Origin of the sequence: Methylocystis sp., assembly GCF_046349115.1 — a bacterium.
Taxonomy (GTDB): domain Bacteria; phylum Pseudomonadota; class Alphaproteobacteria; order Rhizobiales; family Beijerinckiaceae; genus Methylocystis.
The window spans coordinates 144,941-164,883 of sequence record NZ_JAXMCX010000003.1; the positions used below are offsets into that span (position 1 = coordinate 144,941).

19 protein-coding genes are annotated in these 19,943 nt (G+C 63.1%); 14 read left to right on the forward strand and 5 right to left on the reverse strand.

What is annotated here, in order from left to right; translation table 11 throughout:
* The first annotated feature begins 337 nt into the window (after nt 1-337).
* The 5 genes from U1E20_RS10225 to U1E20_RS10245 all read left to right on the forward strand — a co-directional run bounded on the left by U1E20_RS10225 (nt 338) and on the right by U1E20_RS10245 (nt 7,583).
* Nucleotides 338-1,414 (forward strand): MbnP family copper-binding protein, encoded by a 1,077-nt coding sequence (locus U1E20_RS10225; RefSeq protein WP_409980503.1) that lies wholly within the window; start codon nt 338-340, stop codon nt 1,412-1,414.
* The gene (locus U1E20_RS10230; protein ID WP_409980504.1) at nt 1,411-2,589 is read left to right on the forward strand and encodes an MbnH family di-heme enzyme; all 1,179 of its coding nucleotides are present in this window, start codon (nt 1,411-1,413) and stop codon (nt 2,587-2,589) included. Before U1E20_RS10225 ends, U1E20_RS10230 begins: the two co-directional genes overlap by 4 nt.
* Before the next feature lie 30 nt (nt 2,590-2,619).
* Nucleotides 2,620-5,061 (forward strand): TonB-dependent receptor family protein, encoded by a 2,442-nt coding sequence (locus U1E20_RS10235; protein ID WP_409980505.1) that lies wholly within the window; start codon nt 2,620-2,622, stop codon nt 5,059-5,061.
* Nucleotides 5,062-5,266: 205 nt separating this feature from the next.
* Nucleotides 5,267-7,132 (forward strand): extracellular solute-binding protein, encoded by a 1,866-nt coding sequence (locus U1E20_RS10240; RefSeq protein ID WP_409980506.1) that lies wholly within the window; start codon nt 5,267-5,269, stop codon nt 7,130-7,132.
* 76 nt (nt 7,133-7,208) lie between these two features.
* On the forward strand, nt 7,209-7,583 hold the full coding sequence (locus U1E20_RS10245) for a gamma-butyrobetaine hydroxylase-like domain-containing protein (protein WP_409980507.1): 375 nt from the start codon (nt 7,209-7,211) through the stop codon (nt 7,581-7,583).
* 54 nt (nt 7,584-7,637) lie between these two features.
* Here the strand turns inward: U1E20_RS10245 and U1E20_RS10250 are convergent, their stop codons facing one another.
* Both U1E20_RS10250 and serA read right to left on the reverse strand, forming a co-directional pair.
* Nucleotides 7,638-8,273 (reverse strand): L,D-transpeptidase, encoded by a 636-nt coding sequence (locus U1E20_RS10250; protein WP_409980508.1) that lies wholly within the window; start codon nt 8,271-8,273, stop codon nt 7,638-7,640.
* Between the two features lie 184 nt (nt 8,274-8,457).
* Nucleotides 8,458-10,044: a phosphoglycerate dehydrogenase gene (gene serA / locus U1E20_RS10255; protein ID WP_409980509.1), complete on the reverse strand. Its 1,587-nt coding sequence runs from the start codon at nt 10,042-10,044 to the stop codon at nt 8,458-8,460.
* 175 nt (nt 10,045-10,219) lie between these two features.
* Between serA and U1E20_RS10260 the strand changes: the two genes are divergently transcribed.
* Nucleotides 10,220-10,471 (forward strand): antitoxin, encoded by a 252-nt coding sequence (locus tag U1E20_RS10260; RefSeq protein ID WP_409980510.1) that lies wholly within the window; start codon nt 10,220-10,222, stop codon nt 10,469-10,471.
* Nucleotides 10,472-10,479: 8 nt separating this feature from the next.
* Nucleotides 10,480-10,890 (forward strand): PIN domain-containing protein, encoded by a 411-nt coding sequence (locus U1E20_RS10265; RefSeq protein WP_409980511.1) that lies wholly within the window; start codon nt 10,480-10,482, stop codon nt 10,888-10,890.
* Between the two features lie 20 nt (nt 10,891-10,910).
* On the opposite strand, the gene U1E20_RS10270 is transcribed toward U1E20_RS10265, so the two are convergent.
* Both U1E20_RS10270 and U1E20_RS10275 read right to left on the reverse strand, forming a co-directional pair.
* Nucleotides 10,911-12,077, reverse strand: a complete 1,167-nt coding sequence (locus tag U1E20_RS10270) for a phosphoserine transaminase (protein WP_409980512.1) — start codon at nt 12,075-12,077, stop codon at nt 10,911-10,913.
* Between the two features lie 30 nt (nt 12,078-12,107).
* The gene (locus U1E20_RS10275; RefSeq protein WP_409980513.1) at nt 12,108-12,404 is read right to left on the reverse strand and encodes a BolA family protein; all 297 of its coding nucleotides are present in this window, start codon (nt 12,402-12,404) and stop codon (nt 12,108-12,110) included.
* Nucleotides 12,405-12,489: 85 nt separating this feature from the next.
* Between U1E20_RS10275 and U1E20_RS10280 the strand changes: the two genes are divergently transcribed.
* The 4 genes from U1E20_RS10280 to U1E20_RS10295 all read left to right on the forward strand — a co-directional run bounded on the left by U1E20_RS10280 (nt 12,490) and on the right by U1E20_RS10295 (nt 14,676).
* Nucleotides 12,490-13,089, forward strand: coding sequence for a J domain-containing protein (locus U1E20_RS10280; protein ID WP_409980514.1), 600 nt, complete (start codon nt 12,490-12,492; stop codon nt 13,087-13,089).
* Between the two features lie 66 nt (nt 13,090-13,155).
* Nucleotides 13,156-14,154: a cobaltochelatase subunit CobS gene (gene cobS / locus U1E20_RS10285; RefSeq protein ID WP_409980515.1), complete on the forward strand. Its 999-nt coding sequence runs from the start codon at nt 13,156-13,158 to the stop codon at nt 14,152-14,154.
* 17 nt (nt 14,155-14,171) lie between these two features.
* Nucleotides 14,172-14,438, forward strand: a complete 267-nt coding sequence (locus U1E20_RS10290) for a BrnT family toxin (RefSeq protein ID WP_409980516.1) — start codon at nt 14,172-14,174, stop codon at nt 14,436-14,438.
* Nucleotides 14,422-14,676, forward strand: coding sequence for a BrnA antitoxin family protein (locus U1E20_RS10295; protein ID WP_409980517.1), 255 nt, complete (start codon nt 14,422-14,424; stop codon nt 14,674-14,676). Before U1E20_RS10290 ends, U1E20_RS10295 begins: the two co-directional genes overlap by 17 nt.
* A gap of 387 nt (nt 14,677-15,063) precedes the next feature.
* Here the strand turns inward: U1E20_RS10295 and U1E20_RS10300 are convergent, their stop codons facing one another.
* Nucleotides 15,064-17,253: a tetratricopeptide repeat protein gene (locus U1E20_RS10300; protein WP_409980518.1), complete on the reverse strand. Its 2,190-nt coding sequence runs from the start codon at nt 17,251-17,253 to the stop codon at nt 15,064-15,066.
* 114 nt (nt 17,254-17,367) lie between these two features.
* Here U1E20_RS10300 and U1E20_RS10305 point away from each other — a divergent pair, with 114 nt between their 5' ends.
* From U1E20_RS10305 to U1E20_RS10315, 3 genes are all read left to right on the forward strand, one after another.
* Nucleotides 17,368-17,595, forward strand: coding sequence for an FmdB family zinc ribbon protein (locus tag U1E20_RS10305; RefSeq protein ID WP_409980519.1), 228 nt, complete (start codon nt 17,368-17,370; stop codon nt 17,593-17,595).
* Nucleotides 17,596-17,688: 93 nt separating this feature from the next.
* Nucleotides 17,689-19,617 (forward strand): cobaltochelatase subunit CobT, encoded by a 1,929-nt coding sequence (gene cobT, locus U1E20_RS10310; protein WP_409980520.1) that lies wholly within the window; start codon nt 17,689-17,691, stop codon nt 19,615-19,617.
* 87 nt (nt 19,618-19,704) lie between these two features.
* Complete coding sequence (locus U1E20_RS10315; RefSeq protein WP_409980521.1) at nt 19,705-19,845, forward strand: hypothetical protein; 141 nt, start codon at nt 19,705-19,707, stop codon at nt 19,843-19,845.
* Nucleotides 19,846-19,943: the final 98 nt, after the last annotated feature.

Genomic DNA, 19,943 nt, shown 5'->3' on the forward strand with positions numbered 1-19,943 from the left:
TGAATGAGCAAAGCGGCGACGCCGGTTCAAAAGTTTTATTGACCGCCGTGGTTCTCGTGCTGTCGCCGCAGTCGGACGAACCTTCATTCTGGGTTGAGCCGAGCGAACTCCCGCCGCCAACCACGCAGTGGCCAAGCAATAGGCTCTCGCGCGCGCCGCCGTCGCTTCTTTCCTAAGGAAGCGCATTAAGCGTCGGCTACCGGGTCCTTGACCCCGCTCGCCCCTTCTCCATCGAGTCTGATCTTCGCGCGCGCGTTCTGACGCGCCGCCGAGCGTCGCCGCCTGCGCGCGCGCGCCAAGACACGTTTGCATACTCATCGCCAACAGGAGAGGAATCATGAGCGCATTCATCCGATTTGCCATCGCCATCGGCGGTCTAGCGGCGATCGGCGTCGCGCATGCCGCCAATAAATCGGACGCGAGCGACAGACAGAAGGTCGCGATACGCTTTGCATTGGCGGCGGGCGATCAGCCGGTCGAATGCGGCCGTGACATCGCCGGACTGGGAACCGGCGGCCAGCCGGCCCAGCTCCGCGACGCGCGATTCTATATTTCGGCGCCGGCGCTGATCGACGCCGCCGGGCGCGAAGTGCCGATCGAACTCGAACAGAATGATTGGCAATACGCCAACGTCGCTTTGCTCGATTTCGAAAACAAGACCGGCAAATGCGTCGGCACCGCCGACGTCAACGACACGATCAAAGGCTCGGCGCCGCGCGGCCGTTATAAGGGAATGAGCTTCGTCGTCGGCGTTCCGAGTCTCGTTCGGGATAAGGACGGAAAGGACGTCGTCCTCAATCACTCGAATTTCGCCACCGCGCCCGCGCCGCTCGATCTGCAGTCGATGAGCTGGAACTGGCAGGCAGGACGTAAATTCATCAAGATCGAAGTCGATCCCGAGGGCGGCGTGACCCGCCCGCCGCTCAAGCCGAAAAGCCCGGCGGATGCAGCGAATGGGGCCGGCGCGCAAGGCGGCCCCGGCGCCGCGCCCGATGGCGGCGCGCCGGCGATGGCCGACGCGTCCAAGGCAGCGCCCCTGCGCGTCAATGAGGACGGCACCATCACCGTCTCGACCTGGATGTTGCATCTGGGTTCGACCGGCTGTCGCGGCGACGCCGTCAAAGGCGAAATCACCTCCTGCGCCAATCCCAATCGCATTCCCGTGAAACTTGCGTCCTTCGACGCCGCGCGCCAGCGCGTCGTGCTCGATCTGAAGCCGCTCTTCGCCGGCATCGACCTTGGCAAGGACAAGGGATTCTCGACCGGCTGCATGAGCGGTCCGGCCGATCCCGAATGCACGCCGATGTTCGAGAATCTCGGTTTGCGGCTCAAGGAAACCGCGCCCGACGCCAATGACGCCGGCCAGTCCGACGGCGCGCCGACGAAAATCTTCCGCTCGGAGGCCGGCAAATGAAACGTGACACTCTCCTTCTCCTATTCGCCGCGAGTCTGATCGCAAGCGGCGCGCAAGGCGAAACCAACCAGAGCGCGGACTCTTGGACCTGGACCTTACCGGAGTTCATGCCGCCGCCGCGCGTTCCGGCCGACAATGCGATGTCGGAGGCGCGGTTTCAACTCGGGCGCAAGCTCTTCTACGACGCGCGCCTCTCGGGCAACGGCAAGGAGAGCTGCGCCTCCTGCCACGAGCAGCGCTTGGCCTTCACCGACGGAAGGCCGGTCGGCGTCGGCGCCACCGGCGCGCATACGCCGCGTAATTCTCCAAGCGTCGCCAACGCCGCGTGGCGCGCGACGCTGACCTGGGCGAATCCGGCGATGGTCACGCTGGAAAAGCAGATGGAAGGGCCGCTGTTTGGCGAAGAGCCGATCGAAATGGGCGTCAACGACAACAACCGAAAAGAGATACTCGCGCGCTTTTCCGGCGACGCGGACTACCGCCGCGACTTCGCGGCGGCGTTTCCGGGCGACGCCGATCCGATCAACTTCGGCAATATCATCAAGGCGATCTCCGTGTTCGAGCGCGGAATCGTGTCGACGTCCTCGAAATATGATCGCTATCTTCTCGGCCAGTCGACGCTCACGCCCGAAGAGACGCGCGGCAAGGATTTGTTCTTTGGCGAGAAGGCTGAGTGCCATCACTGCCATGGCAGCGTGAATTTCGACGATCAGTTCTACCACGCGAAAACCCGCGAGATCGAAACGCCGTTTCACAACACCGGCCTCTACGATCTCGACGGCAAGGGCGCCTATCCCGAGCCCAATCGCGGGGTGTTCGAAAATACCCACAACCCCGCCGAGATGGGCGCCTTTCGCGCCCCGAGCCTGCGCAACATCGCCGTCACCGCGCCCTATATGCATGACGGCAGCGTCGCGACGCTCGAAGAGGTGATCGACATTTACGCCGCCGGCGGCCGCAATGTCGCCAGCGGTCCATTGAAGGGCGACGGCCGCTACAATCCCAACAAGAGCGCGCTGATCGTCCCGATCGAACTGACGCCCCAGGAAAAGAGCGATCTGATCGCCTTCCTGAAAACGCTCACCGACGACTCCCTGCTGACCTCTCCCCGCTTCGCCGACCCCTGGAAAAAGGCGTCGACCGCAAGCGGATCAACGCGTGCGCCTGCTCAATGAGTTTCAACCCTCCATAGGAAAGATAAGAAGATGCGGTCTCGATCAAAATTGATGCATGGCGCAGCGTTCGGCGCGCTCGCCGCTTTGTCCTCCGCGCCGGTTGCGCATGCGCAACAGGCGCTTCCACAAATCACCATCGGCGCGGCGCAGCGCGCGCCGGTCGCGCCGCCACCCGTCAGAGAGTCGACGGCGGGCGAAGCGGGATATGCGCCAGGCTTTACCGCCGCCCGCGCGAAGCTGCCGATCTATCGGGATCCGCCGGGCGAGACGGTGACAATCGTCAACACCAAATTCTTGAGGCCGACGCCCCTGGCGGATGTCCGGAAGGTGTTGGAATACAGCCCCGGCGTTTCCGTACAGCAGGGCAATAATGCGCGCGATCTCTTCCTCTCGATCCGCGGATCCGGCAACCGGCTCGGCGCCGCGTTCCCATTCGGCGTCCGCAACATCATGCTGTGGGAAGACGGCTTTCCGATCATGACGGCCGACGGCAATGCCCGCACCGACCTGCTCGATCCGCACGCTTACGCCGCCCTGGATGTCTATCGCGGACCTTCGTCGGCGCTCTTCGGCAATTACGCTTATGGCGGCGCGATCAATTTCCGTTCCTTCACCGGCGCCGAAATCGATGGCGTCCACACAGGCTCGGAATTTGGCAGCTTCGGCTATGTCAATAATTACGTTCGGGTCGGCAAGGCGGTAAAGGACAGCGTCCTCGGCGGCTTCGATCTGGCGTTTTTTGCTTCCGACGCCAATAGCAGCGGGTGGGCCCGCAATTCTTTCTCAGGCAAACAAGCCAAGTTTCTCGGCAGATGGGATGTGACCCCTAACGATCGGGTCGTCGTGAAATATATCGCCAACAATTTAAGAGCGGAGTACATCAACCGAGAAAATTTAGCGGTGTTCAATCTCAATCCGTTTCAACAAGGCTGCGCCATCCCGACCGTTTGGAACGCCCAATTGTGCAACAATCTGAACGTGCCGGCGAATGGCATATCTACCCCGCTCATTCGCCAAAGCGTCTGGCAGCTCGGCACTCACACGAATTCTCTCAGACAGATCGCCGGCGTTCAGTTCGAGCATGATTTTGACAACAGCGCCACATGGCGGACGCAATTCACATACGACTATCTCGATTACATCAACGGCACTTGGCCGCCGCCGATATTGGGCCCGGCCGGACAGGGCGGCCCGGTCGCTCTGAGGGGTCCGACGGTAGGCATCACCGCACAGACCGACATTACCAGTCATGCGGCGCTTTTTGGATTTCCCGCGACGCATTTCCTGCAGTTCTTCTATAACAACGCCAAGACCACCAATCCGACCTTTAATCAGATTGCGAACACTTGGTACAGCGGCGCGATCGGCGCACAGATCGGCAAGATGGATTCCTACGTGTCGAACATTGGCTTGCGTGCGCGCGAAGAAATTGCGCTCGCGCCGGGCCTGACTGGAGTTATCGGCTTTAGCGCCAACTGGAACCGGGTCTGGGGCGTCAACACCGCCTACAACTATACCGCCAATCTGGCGCCCAGATTTCCAACTCAGATCGCCGTCGACAATGATTATTGGAACACCGCGCCGGAAGCGTCGCTTACCTATCGCTATAGTCCCGAGTGGCAGGTGAGAGCGCGCTATGCGACCGCCTACAGCACGCCGACATTCGTGTTTCTTACCAATACGCGAAACGGCGTCGGACAAAATCCGCTGAAGGCCCAGACCAACATGGGCGTCGATCTCGGAATCGACTGGACGCCGAGCCCCGATCTCACTGTCAGCGCAACCGGGTTCAACGAATGGCATCGAAATGAAATTTTGACGTTGAGCAATATCCTCGTCAGCTATTCGCAAAATATTCCTTCCTCTCTCCACCGCGGCGTCGAGCTCAACGCCGACTGGCGGCCCTTTGAGGGATGGCGATTGATCATGGCCTATACGTTCAACAATCAGATCTTCACCAATTATTGGGACGATCTCGGGGCGCCTAACACCGGTCCCCCGTTTTTTACTCCGTTGGCCGGCGGCGCTTCTGCTCTCTATAACCGCTCGGGCAACAGAATTCCCAATGTGCCGCCGCATACGCTGACGCTGCGCTATGGATATGATCACCCGCACGGCGATCTCGCCGGTCTCGGCGCCTATGTCGAATATATTTATAAGAGCGACTATACGATCGACAACGCCAATTACACCACGATCCCGAGCTACGGCCTGGTCAACCTCAACGCGCACTATAATCACGACCTGACAAACTTCTATATCAAGAACATCGAGCTCTATTTCGACGTCCAGAACGTCTTCAATCGGACTTATGTGTCCGGCGCTACCTCGCTGGCCAATACGCTCATCACGCGCACCCCGTTTCAAACGCCGATCGTCTGGCCGACCGGAGGCCTAGTGACGCAACAAGGCTGGGGCATCCTCGCCGGCCAGCCGATCGGCTTCAGCGGAGGCGTCAAACTCAAGTTCTGATGCGAGCGGGCGCCGCCCCGTTTGTGGAGCGGCGCCCGCCAGACGACGTGGTTCAGCCAAGCTTCGAAAACGCTCGCAACCGCGACATCCGCTCCAAACCAATCATGCGCCGCGCGAAGCGGGACGATGAATAGCAGTACTTAGAATTGGAGATTGCCCAAGCCGGACAGCTTCAGTCCGCGAAATTTGCGAAGGAGGCGATGCAATGCTTCGCACTGGCCACGCAATCGGATGCATGATCGCCGCCGCTGCCTTGGCGGCGTTCCTCCCTGCCGTTACGGACTTGCCGTCAGTTTCGGCGTTTGCGGAAAATCTTGCAAACGCTCCCGCCACGCATGGTCTTGCTCTCTATGGCGACCCCGCGCTGCCGAAGGACTTCGCTCATTTTCCCTACGCCTATCCCCACGCGCCGAAAGGCGGCGCGCTGCGCCTCGGCCGAGCCGGAGGATTTACAAGTCTCAATCCGTTCAATTCCAAATTCGGGGACGCGCCGCAGCTCATCATCGGCAATGTGCTGCAAAGTCTGATGACGCGATCGCAGGACGAACCCTATGCGCTTTATCCGCTGATCGCACAGTCCGTCGACATCGACGACGCGCGCGAACACGTCACATTTCACATCGACCCTCGCGCGCGCTTTGCCGACAGGACGCCGATCCTCGTCTCGGACGTTCTGTTTTCCTTCGAACTGCTGAAGTCGAAAGGCCGGCCAGGACAGCGCGCGGCTTTTGCCTTGGTCAAGTCCGCCGTTGCGCTCGACGATCGCACCGTGCGCTTCGACCTGACCGGCGCGAAGGATCGCGAGACGCCGCTCATTCTCGCCGCCATGCCGGTTCTGTCGAAGAATGCCGTCGATGTGGCGCGCTTCGACGATGTCGATGTGACGATCCCGCTTGGCTCAGGCCCTTATGTGATTACCGAAGCGAAAGTCGGCGAGCGACTCGTGCTGCGCCGCGATCCCGACTATTGGGGCCGCGACATCCCCAGCCAACGCGGGCTCTATAATTTCGATGAAGTCGACATGGACTATTATCGCGACGGCGGCGCGCTGTTTGAGGCGCTGAAGGCGGGACTGATCGACTATCGCGAGGAGACGAGCGCCGCGCGTTGGTCGACCGGCTATGATTTCCCCGCCGTTCGCGACGGCGCCGTCGTGAAGGAAGCGCTGCGGCCCGGCCGGCCGGCGGGGATGGAAGGCTTCGTCTTCAATCTGCGCAAGCCGATGTTTCGCGACGCGCACCTGCGCGAAGCAATCGCCATGATGTATGACTTCGAATGGATCAACGCCAATTTCTACGGCGGACTCTATGTTCGAACGGAAAGCTATTTCGGCGAGTCTGACTATGCGTCGACAGGGCGCCCGGCAAGCGAAGCCGAGCGCGCCTTTCTTGCGAAGTTTCCGGGCGTCGTGCGCGACGACATTCTCGAAGGCGTATGGAGACCGGTTCAGCACGACGGTTCGGGGCGCGATCGCGCGGTCGCGAAGCGCGCGCAAGAGCTTCTCGCCGAAGCCGGCTATGTCCTCATCGGCGGACGCCTTCAGAAGGACGGCGTTCCCCTGACATTCGAGATCATGATTCGCAATCGCGACGAAGAGCGGCTCGCGCTTAACTTCGCCGCATCGTTGAAGCGCATCGGAATCGAAGCCAATCCGCGCTTATATGACGAAGTCCAGTACGAGCGGCGGCGATTGCGTTTCGAATATGACATGATGACCGGGCAATGGCTGCCCGCCGCGGTTCCCGGTCGGGAGCAGTTGAATCGGTGGGGCACGGAAAGTCTCAAGCAGGAAAATTCGGTCAATCTCGCCGGCGCCGCTTCGCCGGCGATCGACGCCGCGATCGCGACTCTCATCGCGTCGCGCACCGGCGAGGACAGCATTTGGGCGGCGCGCGCGCTCGATCGCATCTTGCTTTCGGGATTCTATTTCGTGCCGCTCCAGCATACAAACGCCATCTGGTGCGCGCATAGCGCCGCCATCCGCCATCCCGAGCGCACGCCGCTCGTTCCGATGTATCCCTTCGGCTTCACTTTGGAGACTTGGTGGATGCAGAGCGCTCAGTCTCATTGAGGATGGCGTTGGCGGCCCGCGTCGGAAAGCGCTAGGAATATTCGCCAACCGCTGGCGCAAGCGCCGGAGACACATCATGTGGCAAGAGCCCTGGCCGACTGAACTCCGCCTCCTGGAAGGCGGGCGCATGCTGAACGTCGCCTTCGACGATGGCGCGCAATTCGCGCTCAGCGCCGAATTGCTGCGCACGCAAAGCCCGAGCGCCGAGGTTCAGGGACATTCCGAACGAGAGCGCAAGACCATCGGCGGCAAGCGCCATGTCGCGATCATCGCGGTCGCGCCGGTCGGCAATTACGCGGTGCGGCTCGATTTCGACGACATGCATCGCACCGGCATCTATACATGGCGCTATCTGCGGGAGCTCGGAGAGACGGCGCCGCAGCGATTCGCCGCCTATCTCGAAGAACTCGCGGCGAAGGGGCTCGATCGCAATCGGCCCGGAGAAAGATAATCGAAATAAAACGGCCGGCGCGCACGCCGGCCGCTTAAAATACGCTGTGGAGACTTACCGCGTCACGACCACGCGGGTGCCGACCCTGACCCGATTGTAAAGGTCGACCACGTCGTCATTGGTCATGCGGATGCAGCCTGACGACACGGCCTGACCGATCGTCCAGGGCTCATTCGAGCCATGAATGCGGTAGAGCGTGCCGGAAAGATACATGGCGCGCGCGCCGAGCGGGTTGCTCAATCCGCCAACCATATGCCTTGGCAGATCGGGGCGGCGACGCAGCATCTGCGCCGGCGGCGTCCAGTCCGGCCATTCGCGCTTATGGGCGATGTAGCGCGTGCCAGCCCATTCGAATCCGGGGCGGCCGACGCCGACGCCGTAGCGGATCGCCTGGCCATTGCCGAGCGTGTAGTAGAGGCGCCGCTCATTGGTGGCGATGATGATCGTGCCGGGCGCATAACTGGCGTTGAAAGCCACGACCTCGCGCGGAACCGCGACCGCCTGGGGCCGGCCGTCGCTCGACTGGGACGCGAAGCCGCCGCCGAAAAGCGCTGAAAAGGGATCGTAGGCCGGCGCCGGCGCCTGCGCCTGCGCAGGCTGATGCGGCGCTCGGCTGCGCGCAAATCCCTGAGAAGAAGCGCCGCAAATCGCGCCGACCGCGCAAATCAATGCAAGTGCAAGACGCTGCATGATGATCCCTTTTTCGAGAGTGGGCGCGCGCCGCGCCGACTCAGAAAATCAGCGCGATCGCTGGCGATGATTAGTCTCGCAGCATGTTCGCGCAAGCAAGCGAACAAGTCCGGCGAGGCTCCGTTTCTCCAGCGATTGTGGCAGAGTTACAACAGTAAGCGTGAGCGCAACCGAAGTAATATGCTCAGAATTTCAAAGTGGTCGCCTGTTTGACGCCGGGCAGGCTCTTCAGGCCGACCAGCGCCGTCGCAGGCAATCCGCCGTCAATCGCGACAAGCGCGACGGCCTCGCCTCCGGGGCTGTCACGGCCCAGCGCAAAGGTGGCGATGTTGACCTCGGCGTCGCCCAGCGCGCCGGCAAATCTGCCGATAAAACCCGGCCGATCCTCATTCGTCACATAGATCATCGACGGCGCGAATTCGGCGTCGACGCCAATCTCGCCGATGCGGATGATGCGCGGCTTGCCGTCATGGAAGACAGTGCCCGAAACGCGGATTTCGCCCTGCGCCGTATGCGCGCAGAGCGTGACGAGCGATTCATAATCGCCCTGCGCCTCGCGGGTGATTTCCTCGATCGCCAAGCCGCGCTCCTTGGCGAGGATCGGCGCCGACACCGGATTGACGTCTTCGAGAATCGGCCGAAGCAATCCCGATAGAGCCGCGGAAGTAATGGCGCGCGTCTTCTGGAAAGCGACGACGCCTTCATAGACGATCGACAATCTGTCGACGCCGACGCGCGCGACCTGCCCGATAAAGAGTCCGAGCTTTTCGGCAAGCTCGACGAAGGGTTTGAGCTTCGGCGCCTCTTCGGGGCTGATCGAGGGAAAGTTCACGGCGTTGGCGATCGCGCCGCGCATCAGATAATCCGCCATCTGCTCGGCGATCTGCAGCGCCACCTTTTCCTGCGCCTCGCTCGTCGACGCGCCGAGATGCGGCGTGCAAACGACATGCGGATGGCCGAACAGCGGATTGTCGGTCGCCGGCTCCTGCGCGAAGACATCGAAGGCGGCGCCGGCGACATGGCCTTCGTCGAGCGCCTTGCGCAGCGCTTCCTCATCGACGAGGCCGCCGCGCGCGCAATTGATAATCCGCACGCCTTTGCAGGTCTTGGCGATGTTTTCCGCCGAGAGAATATTCTTCGTCTGGGTGGTCAGCGGCGTATGCAGCGTGATGAAATCGGCGCGCGCCAGAAGCTCGTCGAGTTGGATCTTCTCGACGCCAAGCTCCTCGGCGCGTTCTTGGGTGAGATAGGGGTCGAAGGCGATGACGCGCATCTTGAGGCCGAGCGCGCGTTCGGCGACATTGGCGCCGACATTGCCGCAGCCGATGACGCCAAGCGTCTTGCCGGTGATCTCGACGCCCATGAAGCGGTTCTTCTCCCATTTGCCGGCCTGGGTCGAGGCGTCGGCGGCGGGGATTTCGCGCGCCAAGGCGAACATCAGCGCGATCGCATGTTCGGCGGTGGTGATGGAATTGCCGAAGGGCGTGTTCATGACGATGACGCCGCGCGCGGTGGCGGCGGGCACATCGACATTGTCGACGCCGATGCCGGCGCGGCCGACGACCTTGAGCCGCTTCGCCCGCTCGAAAATCTCGGCGGTCACCTTCGTCGCCGAGCGGATGGCCAATCCGTCATAGTCGCCGATCGCGGCGGCGAGCTTGTCTTTATCTTTGCCCAACGTCGGCTCGAAATCGACGTCGAGCCCGCGCAGCCGAAAAATCTGCGCGGCGGCGGCCGAAAGCGAATCCGAGATGAGAACGCGGGGCGGCATGTGTTCATCCTGTGAAGAAAGGCGCCGCAGGCTAGCTTTGTTGGAAGGCCGCCGAGCGATCAGCTTAATCGAGATTCGGCCGGCGCGGTATGACGCGAGACCCTCTCGAAATGTTACCGGTGGAAAATGGCCCGAAGTCTGATATCTATCGTTAGTAGATATCAAAGGAGGCGACGTGACCGCCACCGCGAAATTATTCAAGCATGGCCGCAGTCAGGCCGTTCGGCTTCCCAAGGAATTTCGGATGCCGGGCACCGAGGTGCGTGTCAGCAGAGTCGGCGACAAGATCATTTTGGAGCCGTTGGCAAAGCCGCCCTTCGACGTCCAGGCATGGCGTGCAAAGCTCGACGCCTATCTCGATGTGGACTTTCCGGAGCTCCCGGACGAACCTCCGCTCGAACCCGACGACGAAGTCGGTTTCGATTGAGGCGGCGCATGTTTTGTCTCGATACGAATGTGATCATAGGCGTCATGACCCGGCGCGCGCCTCGCTTCGACGAGCGGCTGAGAGCCGAGCTGCTTTGTGGATCGCGCTTGCTCGTCCCCTCGCCGGTCCTTGCCGAGCTTCGCTATGGCGCGGCTCAAAGCGTGGCGCCCGAGAGGAATCATGCTCGACTCGACGACTTCCTCTTGGCCGTTCCCGAAATCGCGACTTTTGACGCCGATGACGCGCGCGCCGCAGGCGACATTCGCGCTTATCTTGAAGCTCATGGAAAACCGATCGGCGCCTACGACGTTTTGATCGCCGCTCAAGCGCGCCGGCGCGGCGCCGTTCTCGTCACCGCCAACCGCCGCGACTTCGACCGCGTGCCGGGCCTGATGGTGACGGACTGGAACGATCAATAAGGCGGCTTCGCGACTGCTCGTCACGCCGCCTGCGCGGCCTCGGCATAAGCCCAGTCGAGCCATTGCGTCAGCAGCGCCACGTCGGGCGTTTCCACCGTCGCGCCGCACCAGATGCGAAAGCCTGGCGGCGCATCGCGATAGGCGCCGAAATCATAGCCCGCGCCCTCCGCTTCGATCATCGCGACTATCTTTTTGGCCAGCGCCGCCTGGGCGTCGGGGCCCGCCGCCGCGCCGTCTCCCGAAAAAACGAGGCAGACGCTGGTGTTGGATCGGATCGCAGGCTCCTTGGCGAGGAAGTCGATCCAAGGGGTTCTTTCGACCCAATCAGCGACCGCGCCCGCATTGGCGTCACAGCGCGCGAACAGCGCATCGAGACCGCCGATCGACTTCGCCCAGGACAGCGCGTCGAGATAGTCCTCGACCGCGAGCAGCGAGGGCGTGTTGATCGTCTCGCCTTCAAAAATTCCCTCGTTCAGCTTGCCCTTTTTGGTCAGTCTAAAAATCTTCGGCATCGGCCAGGGCGGCGCATAGCTCTCCAGCCGCTCGACGGCGCGCGGCGAGAGGATGAGCACGCCATGCGCGGCCTCGCCGCCGAGCACCTTCTGCCAGCTGTAGGTCGTCACATCGAGCTTGGCGAAATCCAAGGGCTGCGCGAAGGCGGCGGAAGTGGCGTCGCAGATCGTCAGCCCTTTGCGGTCCGACGGAATGAAATCGGCGTTCGGAACGCGCACGCCGGAGGTCGTGCCGTTCCAGGCAAAGACCACGTCATTGTCGAAATCGATTTGCGCGAGATCGGGCAGTTCGCCGTACGGCGCGACAAGGCTTCGCGCGTTCCCGATCTTCAGCTGGTTGAGAACGTCATTGACCCAGTCTTTCGAGAAGCTCTCCCAGGCGACGACATCGACCCCGCGCGGGCCGAGCAGCGACCAGAGCGCGATCTCGACGGCGCCGGTGTCGGAGGCCGGCACGATGCCGATGCGGTAATCGGCGGGAACTTGCAAAATCTCCCGCGTCAGCGCGATCGCCTGCGCCAGCTTCGCCTTGCCTTCTTTCGAGCGATGCGAGCGGCCAAGCGCCGCCCCGGCGAGATTGCCGAGCGCCCAGCCGGGCCGCTTGGCGCAGGGGCCGGAAGAAAAGCACGGGTTCCCCGGCTTGGCGATTGGTTTCGCCACTTGGTCGGCGGCCATCGCGAGTCCTCCGCGGATTGTGCGATCGCGCTATGCGCGCGCAGCTTCCTGCGGCGTCTTGGCCTTGATCGCCAGGGCGTGAACCCGCTCGGCAAGCTCCTGGGCGAGCAGCGCATTGACCAGACGATGCCGCTCGATCAAGCTCTTACCCTCGAAAGCCGCGCTCACCACCTCGACGGTGAAGTGGGTTTCGCCGTCGGGATGGTGATGCCCATGCCCGGCGTGATGATGAGAATCGTCGATGACGTTGAGCGCCGCCGGCGCCAGGCCATCGGTAAGTTTCTGCGCAATGCGCGCCTTGACGGCGCCTTTACCCTGATCCGCCATTGTTCCTCTCCGGTCGGCGCCGAATTAGCATATCTGGCGCCGGTTGCGCTTGCGGCGTGCTGCGGCGCCATCATAATGGAACGACATGAACCTCAATTCGCCCCTCTTCGATCGCATTCGGACGCAGCGCGAGCCGCGCGAAACCCCGCGCGAGACCACCATACGCTGCGATTCGCCGGGCTGCGAGGCGGAGGGCGCCTATCGCGCCCCGATGGGCCGGCTGCGCGAGGGGCAGTATTTCTGCTTCTGCCTTGAGCATGTTCGGGAATACAACGCGACCTACAATTATTTCAACGGCATGGATGACGCTACGGTCGCCCGCTACATGAAGGACGCGACCGTCGGCCATCGCCCGACCTGGTCGATGGGGACGCGCCGCGGACAGGCGGGCTTTCGCGAGGACCAGATGGCGGCGGCCGATCCGCTCGGCGTCTATCGCCAGCGCTTCCGCCGTCCCCAGCCCGCCCCCGAACGCCGCGGTCGAACCCATTCGCCGGTGACGGTCAGAGCCTTTGTCGCCATGGGTCTCGAGGAGACGGCCGACAAGGAGACGATCCGCGCCCGCTACAAGGAGCTGGTCAAGCGCCATCATCCCGACGCCAATGGCGGCGACCGCTCCCGCGAGGAAAAATTGCGGGAAATCATCCATGCCTATAAGACGCTGAGGGCCGCGCGGCTGGTCTGAGCGCGTGCGAGGCGCAAGGCTTTTGGCCCCTGCTGGCTTAGTTTCGGCGTAACGAAAGGACGCATTTTGGTTGCTCTAGAACAAGCCGCGACCGGGCTCGACAGCGCGCCGGACATGAAGATTTCCGTGCGCCAAGTGTTCGGAATCGACTCCGACATGGAGGTTCCGGCCTTTTCCGAGCGCAATGAACATGTGCCGGACCTTGATCCCGACTATCTCTTCGACCGCCAGACGACGCTCGCCATTCTCGCCGGCTTCGCCAAAAATCGGCGCGTGATGGTCACCGGCTATCACGGCACCGGCAAATCGACCCATATCGAGCAGGTGGCGGCGCGGCTCAACTGGCCTTTCGTGCGGGTCAATCTCGACAGCCATATTTCGCGCATCGACCTTGTCGGCAAGGACGCCATCGTCCTCAAGGACGGCAAGCAGGTCACCGAATTTCGCGACGGCATCCTGCCCTGGGCGGTGCAGCACAATGTCGCGCTCTGCTTCGACGAATATGACGCCGGCCGCCCCGACGTGATGTTCGTGATCCAGCGGGTGCTCGAAGTCTCCGGCCGCCTCACCCTGCTCGATCAGAACCGGGTGATCCGGCCGCATCCCGCGTTCCGCCTGTTCGCCACCGCCAACACGGTCGGGCTCGGCGACACGTCCGGGCTTTATCACGGCACCCAGCAGATCAATCAGGCGCAGATGGACCGCTGGTCGATCGTCGCGACGCTGAATTATCTGCCCCATGACGCCGAGACCAATATCGTGCTCGCCAAGGTCAAATCCTATGGCGCCTCGAAGGAAGGGCGGGATGTCGCCAATAAGATGGTGCGGGTCGCCGATCTGACCCGCAACGCCTTCATGGCCGGCGACCTCTCGACGGTGATGAGCCCGCGCACGGTGATCACCTGGGCCGAGAACGCCGAGATTTTCGGCGACATCGGCTTCGCCTTCCGGATGACGTTCTTGAATAAATGCGACGAACTGGAGCGCCCGCTGGTCGCCGAATTCTACCAGCGCTGCTTCGGCAAGGAGCTGCCGGAGAGCGCGGTGAATGTGGTGATGACGTAGCCGCTGCGGCGTCCGTGGTGATCGAATATGACCCGCAAAAGGACGCTCTCAACCGAGAGATTCGTGGTCTCTCCTTCGAACTCGTCAATGATTTTCGGTGGGAGAGGGCGATCGTCGGCCGAGACGACCGGCGCGACTATGGCGAGGACCGCTTCTGGGCGCTCGGATTTATTGGAGAAGACTTATATAGTGTGGTCTTCACGCCACGCGGAATGGCGATCCGCGTTATCTCCTTGCGTAAAGCGAGCAGGAAGGAACGCATGGCCTATGGCGAGAAAAACTGATCCTTATCTCGTCGATGACGATAATCCCGAACTGGACGCGGAGGCGATTGCGCGCGGCCGCCCGGCAAAGGACGTTCTGCCGAGCGGGCTCTATGACGCGCTGACGCGGCGCAAAGACGAAACCGTCTCGGTTACGCTCGATATCGACCGCTCCGTGCTAGAGCGCTTTCAGTCGGCTGGTCCGAACTGGCGAGAGCGCATGAACGAAGCCTTGAAGAAGGCGAGCGGCGGCCGCTAACCGGGCTAGCGGCCGCCAATATGGATGACGTAGAGAGGCGGGCTTGGCCCCCTCCCTCACCCTCCCCCGCTTCGCAAACCGGGTGCTCCCGGTTTGCGCATCGACGCCGAAGTCGGCAACAGCCGACTTCGGATGGGAGAGGGGGCGGCGGGCGTTACGCGCAATCTCTTGTGAAACGCGCAATCTTCTCCCTCTCCCGCGAAGCGGGGGAGGGCCGGGGTGGGGGCGCCATACCAAGAACCACTCGGCTGTCATTCCCGACGCGCGAAGCGCGATCGGGAATCCAGAGCAAAACCAGCATTCTTGGATCGGCCCTGGATTCCCGGTCAGGCCTTCGGCCTGCCGGGAATGACAAGCGCCCAGCGAATGGATCAGCCGGAATTCGTATCACTTGCCGCAATGCGCCGCGATCTGCGCGTCGAGGTAGGCGAGATCATTGTTGTAGACATGCACGTCCGGCGCCTGGCGGGCGAGCGCCGCGATAATGTCGCGCGCTTGCCTGAAATATCCGCGAGCGGCGGCGTCCGACTCCCGCGCCGCTTCGACCTGCCCGAGCTTTGACAGGCTGACGGCGACATCCCGCGCCCGCTCGGCGTGCGAGGGGTCCGCCGCCATCAGGCGGCGGCTGATGTCGAGGCCTTCCTGATAATTTTTCAGGGCGCCGTCGAGATCGTTTCGGGAACGGAGAACGTCGCCGATTTTATTGACGCTGACCGACACGTCGCGGGCGCGCTCGGCGTGCGAGGGGTCCGCCGCCACCAGGCGGCGGCGGATGTCGAGGCCTTCCTGATAATTTTTCAGGGCGCCGTCGAGATCGTTTCTGGAACGGAGAACGTCGCCGATCCGTTCGAGGCTGACCGACACGTCGCGGGCGCGCTCGGCGTGCGAGGGGTCCGCCGCCATCAGGCGGCGGCGGATGGCGAGGCCTTCCTGATAATTTTTCAGGGCGCCGTCGAGATCGTTTCTGGAAAGGAGAACGTCGCCGATTTTATTGACGCTCACCGACACTTCGCGGGCGCGCTCGGCGTGCGAGGGGTCCGCCGCCATCAGGCGGCGGTGGATGTCGAGGCCTTCCTGATAATTTTTCAGGGCGCCGTCGAGATCGTTTCTGGAACGGAGAACGTCGCCGATCCGATCGAGAAACAGGCCGGCATTCGGCTCGTCTCTTGCGGCGCGCGTCGCGGCGAGGCCGGCGCTAAAGGCCGCCAGTGCGTCTCCGGTTGTGCCTGATATTCCTTCCAGATCGCCCAGTTCGAGCAGCGGCCAGGCATTTGTCGGATCGAGCTTCGCGATTTCGCGGAATGTTTCCTTGGCGGCGGCGTAATCGAATGTCGCTTTCTGAATGCGGGCGATCTCGCTCAGGCGCACGAGCCGGCGCGCGGCGAGCCGCAGCGCCTCCTCTTTGTCCGCCTCGTCATTCTCGTAAAGGAGCGTCAACGCCTCCGCCGTGCGCAACTCGCGCAACAGCTCGCGCGCTTTGGCGATGACCGCGTCGAGATCGCCGCCGAGATTGGTCTTCGGCTGCGCTTCGACGGACTGGGCGAGAATTTGCGCCACGGCCCATTCGGCCTTTTCGCGCATCTCGTCGAGCGAGAGGCTCATCTCGCCAAGTCTTTCGAACAGCGGCTTCAGCACCTCCGGCGGCACGCCCTTCTCACGGGCGATTTCTTTTCGAAGCTCTCTAACTTCGTCGAAGGAGCGCTCGTGAAGTTCCTCGTTCCGTATCGCCGCCTTCTGAACTTCCTCGGCCGGATCGGGTGGCGGTGGCGCGCCGGCGCGCGCGAGAAAAGCGCGCATTCGCGTGTAAATTTCGTCCCTTTCGTTTTTCGGCTTGGCGATCTCTATGTGGTCCGCGCCCTCGATGCCGATCGGGTCGAATCCATAAACGCCAGGATCGCCGCTGTCGGGCTTAACGATGGCGCCGAGATTGACCGGCGGCAGCGGAAAAACCCCTAAACTCTTGCGGATAATCAGCGGCTCGCGCTCGGTGAGAATCAGATGGTCGATGTTCTGATTGGCCGCGATCTTCCGGTAATCCTGGGTGAGCGTCCGCAGGTTCGGATCATTATCCGAAAGCGCGCCGGTCTCTTCGGTTGGACGCGCGATCACGCGAAGCCAGTTCGCGACGCGTCCAAGATCCGCGCCCGTATGCGGCGTCGCCAGAAAGGCGACCTTGCGCACGCGCCGCAAGAAGCTTTTGGCGTTGGCGCTGGACTTCTCAGCAATATCGGCGTCGCGCAGCATCATTTTGATGATGAGGCCGCCGAGGCTGTGTCCAATGAGGAAGAGTTCCCCGCTTGCAAGGCGCGGCTCGTCATAGAGCAGCGTGAGGATCGCCTTGGCGTGATCGGCGGGATGCATGCCGCCGCGTCGCCGCCATCGTGAAGCCGGGGCATTATAGCCGACGAGCCAGACGGCAAGCCCGTCAATTTCCTTCGCGAGCCACGCCGGCCAGACCGCAGGTGGCGCGCCGCGACTTGTCCAAGTCTTGCGCACGTCGCCGCCAAGTCCGTGGATAAAGACGGCGCTCGCTTTGTGCTCGCCCCGCGCGGGCGCCAGAAGTTCAAAACTGGCCACGGACAATTCCAGTAAAAATCAGTCTCCAAACGCTAGCCGCGCCCGGTTCGGCGCGCAAGCGGGCGGAACGAAAATTGCTCGCGTCATAGGCAAAATAACTGACGCGAGGGCCTCATGCCGCTTTACGCCTATGTCTGCGACGCCTGCGCGGCGGAATTCGAGCTGCTGGTGCGGGGTTCGGACACGCCGGCCTGTCCGCAATGCGGGAGCGAGAAGCTGCAGCAGCAGATTTCCCGCATTTCGAAAGAGATCAAATATCCGGCCATCGCCAAATCCTGGCGGAAGCGCGCCGCGGCGGAAGGCGATCTCTCCAATTTCAGCAAGGCCGACCGCAAATTGTAAGCTTTCCGCCAATCCGGCGTTTCGGCTTCCCGCCTTTCGACGTGCGGCGTTTCGACTTGCGGCCTCCCCTGCCCGCGCGCATATAGTCGCGACATGCCGCCAGCGCCGACAAACCGTCGTCCCGCCTCGCCCAAGGAGGCGCCGCAGGAGCCGTTCAAACGCGCCGTCGCCGGCGCGATGCGCGCCATGGCCCGCGCGCCGGCGCTCGACGTCACCTTCGCGCCCGAGCGTCCCTCGCTCATCGCCGGCAATGACGGCGCCAAGGCGCGGCTGACCGAGCCGCCAAGGAAGCTGACCCTCAAGGACGCCGCGATTCTGCGCGGCCAGGCGGATTCGCTAGCGCTGCGCCTCGCCTGCCATGACGACGGACTGCATCGCCGCTATGCGCCGGAACCCCCGGACGCCCGCGCCGCCTTCGACGCGATGGAGCAGGCGCGCTGCGAGTCGATCGGCGCGATGCGGATGACCGGCGTCGCCGCCAATATCGGCGCGATGCTCGACGACCGCTATCAGCGCAGCCACGCCGGCGAGATTTCAAGCCGCGACGACGCGCCGCTCGAAGACGCGCTGGCGCTGCTCGCCCGCCAGCGCCTGACCGGGCTGGCGCCGCCGCCGCACAGCGAGAAAATCGTCGATCTGTGGCGCGACACGATCGAAGAGCGCGCCGGCGCCGATCTCGACCGGCTATCGGGCGCGGTGGAGGACCAAAAACTCTTCGCCCAGATCGTGCGCGACCTGCTCTCCCATCTCGACATGGCGAGCGGCGAGGCGCCGGACGAGACCAAGTCCGACGAGGAGAGCGAAGAGGCGCCGCAAAAGCCCGATCAGAACGAGAGCGACGATCAGGACGATCAAGAATCGAAAAGCGCGACCGAATTGGACACTGCGCTCGCCGCCGAGGACGCCGAGCAGGAAGGCGAAAGCGACTCGGCCGAAGCGCCCTATGGCGAGACCGAGCGCGAGGCCGACGCCGGCGACGCAGAGGAAGCCGCCGAGGCGCGCCGTCCCGCTACCAACGCCGCCGAGCGCGCCGGCGCCGATTATCACGCCTATACCACCCGCTTCGACGAGACCATTCGCGCCGAGGAACTCTGCGACGCCGAGGAGCTGGACCGGCTGCGCGCCTATCTCGACAAGCAGCTCCTGCATCTTTCTTCGGTGGTGGGCCGTCTCGCCAACCGGCTGCAGCGCCGACTGATGGCGCAGCAGAGCCGCTCCTGGGAGTTCGACCTCGAAGAGGGCATGCTCGACCCGGCGCGCCTGCCGCGGATCATCATCGATCCCCAGCAGCCGCTCTCCTTCAAGCGCGAAAAGGACATGGATTTTCGCGATACGGTGGTGACGCTGCTGCTCGATAATTCCGGCTCGATGCGCGGGCGCCCGATCACCGTCGCCGCGACCTGCGCCGATATTCTGGCGCGCACGCTGGAGCGCTGCGGCGTCAAGGTCGAGATACTCGGCTTCACCACCCGCGCCTGGAAGGGCGGCCAGTCCCGCGAGGCCTGGATCGCCGAGGGCAAGAAGCCCAATCCCGGCCGTCTCAACGACATCCGCCACATCATCTACAAGGCCGCCGACGCGCCCTGGCGGCGCGCCAGGCGCAATCTCGGCCTGATGATGCGCGAGGGGCTGCTTAAGGAGAATATCGACGGCGAGGCGCTGGACTGGGCGCATCGCCGGCTTTTGGCGCGCACCGAGCAGCGGCGCATTCTGATGATGATTTCCGATGGCGCGCCGGTCGATGATTCGACGCTCTCGGTCAATCCGGGGAATTATCTAGAGCGCCACCTGCGCCAGATTATTCACGAGATCGAGACCAAGTCGCCGGTCGAGCTGATCGCCATCGGCATCGGCCATGACGTGACCCGCTACTATCGCCGCGCAGTGACGATCGTCGACGCCGAGGAGCTTGGCGGCGCGATGACCGAAAAGCTCGCCGAACTCTTCAGCGAAAGCGCCGCCCTGGCGCCGCCGCCAAGCCAGCGCCCGTCGCGCGCGCCGCTCGCCGCCGCCCGCCGTTAACCTTCGGCGTTTCATTTTAACTTTTTTGCAACGATTCCGCTCGTCGCGCGTTTCCCCTGAGCGTCGGTTGAACTTTAGGGGATCGTGATGGCGTTCATTCAGTGGCAGGACAATGCGCCTCGGAGAGAGGCAAGCGAAACCGAGCGGTTCATGTGCGTGTCGGCCGTGGTCGCGCTCGCCTGGCTGCCCTTCGCGCTCTGCGCCGCGCTGACGATCTGGGGCTCGTAAGCCCGCCTGTCGGTCGCCGCAACGATCATCGACATCCGCTTTCGCAGGGAGGGCCGCGCGTCGCCCCAAGTGGCGAGCGCGCAAGAGGCGAGCGCGGC

What these genes read in the sequence shown, in the direction of transcription:
- U1E20_RS10265 (WP_409980511.1), top strand. Translation starts at nt 10,480, where the DNA reads ATGTTTTGTCTCGATACGAATGTGATCATAGGCGTCATGACCCGGCGC.
- U1E20_RS10245 (WP_409980507.1), top strand. Translation starts at nt 7,209, where the DNA reads ATGTGGCAAGAGCCCTGGCCGACTGAACTCCGCCTCCTGGAAGGCGGG.
- U1E20_RS10235 (WP_409980505.1), top strand. Translation starts at nt 2,620, where the DNA reads ATGCGGTCTCGATCAAAATTGATGCATGGCGCAGCGTTCGGCGCGCTC.
- U1E20_RS10225 (WP_409980503.1), top strand. Translation starts at nt 338, where the DNA reads ATGAGCGCATTCATCCGATTTGCCATCGCCATCGGCGGTCTAGCGGCG.
- U1E20_RS10270 (WP_409980512.1), bottom strand. Translation starts at nt 12,077, where the DNA reads ATGGCCGCCGACCAAGTGGCGAAACCAATCGCCAAGCCGGGGAACCCG.
- U1E20_RS10250 (WP_409980508.1), bottom strand. Translation starts at nt 8,273, where the DNA reads ATGCAGCGTCTTGCACTTGCATTGATTTGCGCGGTCGGCGCGATTTGC.
- serA (WP_409980509.1), bottom strand. Translation starts at nt 10,044, where the DNA reads ATGCCGCCCCGCGTTCTCATCTCGGATTCGCTTTCGGCCGCCGCCGCG.
- U1E20_RS10305 (WP_409980519.1), top strand. Translation starts at nt 17,368, where the DNA reads ATGCCGCTTTACGCCTATGTCTGCGACGCCTGCGCGGCGGAATTCGAG.
- cobT (WP_409980520.1), top strand. Translation starts at nt 17,689, where the DNA reads ATGCCGCCAGCGCCGACAAACCGTCGTCCCGCCTCGCCCAAGGAGGCG.
- U1E20_RS10280 (WP_409980514.1), top strand. Translation starts at nt 12,490, where the DNA reads ATGAACCTCAATTCGCCCCTCTTCGATCGCATTCGGACGCAGCGCGAG.
- U1E20_RS10295 (WP_409980517.1), top strand. Translation starts at nt 14,422, where the DNA reads ATGGCGAGAAAAACTGATCCTTATCTCGTCGATGACGATAATCCCGAA.
- U1E20_RS10230 (WP_409980504.1), top strand. Translation starts at nt 1,411, where the DNA reads ATGAAACGTGACACTCTCCTTCTCCTATTCGCCGCGAGTCTGATCGCA.
- U1E20_RS10240 (WP_409980506.1), top strand. Translation starts at nt 5,267, where the DNA reads ATGCTTCGCACTGGCCACGCAATCGGATGCATGATCGCCGCCGCTGCC.
- U1E20_RS10275 (WP_409980513.1), bottom strand. Translation starts at nt 12,404, where the DNA reads ATGGCGGATCAGGGTAAAGGCGCCGTCAAGGCGCGCATTGCGCAGAAA.
- U1E20_RS10315 (WP_409980521.1), top strand. Translation starts at nt 19,705, where the DNA reads ATGGCGTTCATTCAGTGGCAGGACAATGCGCCTCGGAGAGAGGCAAGC.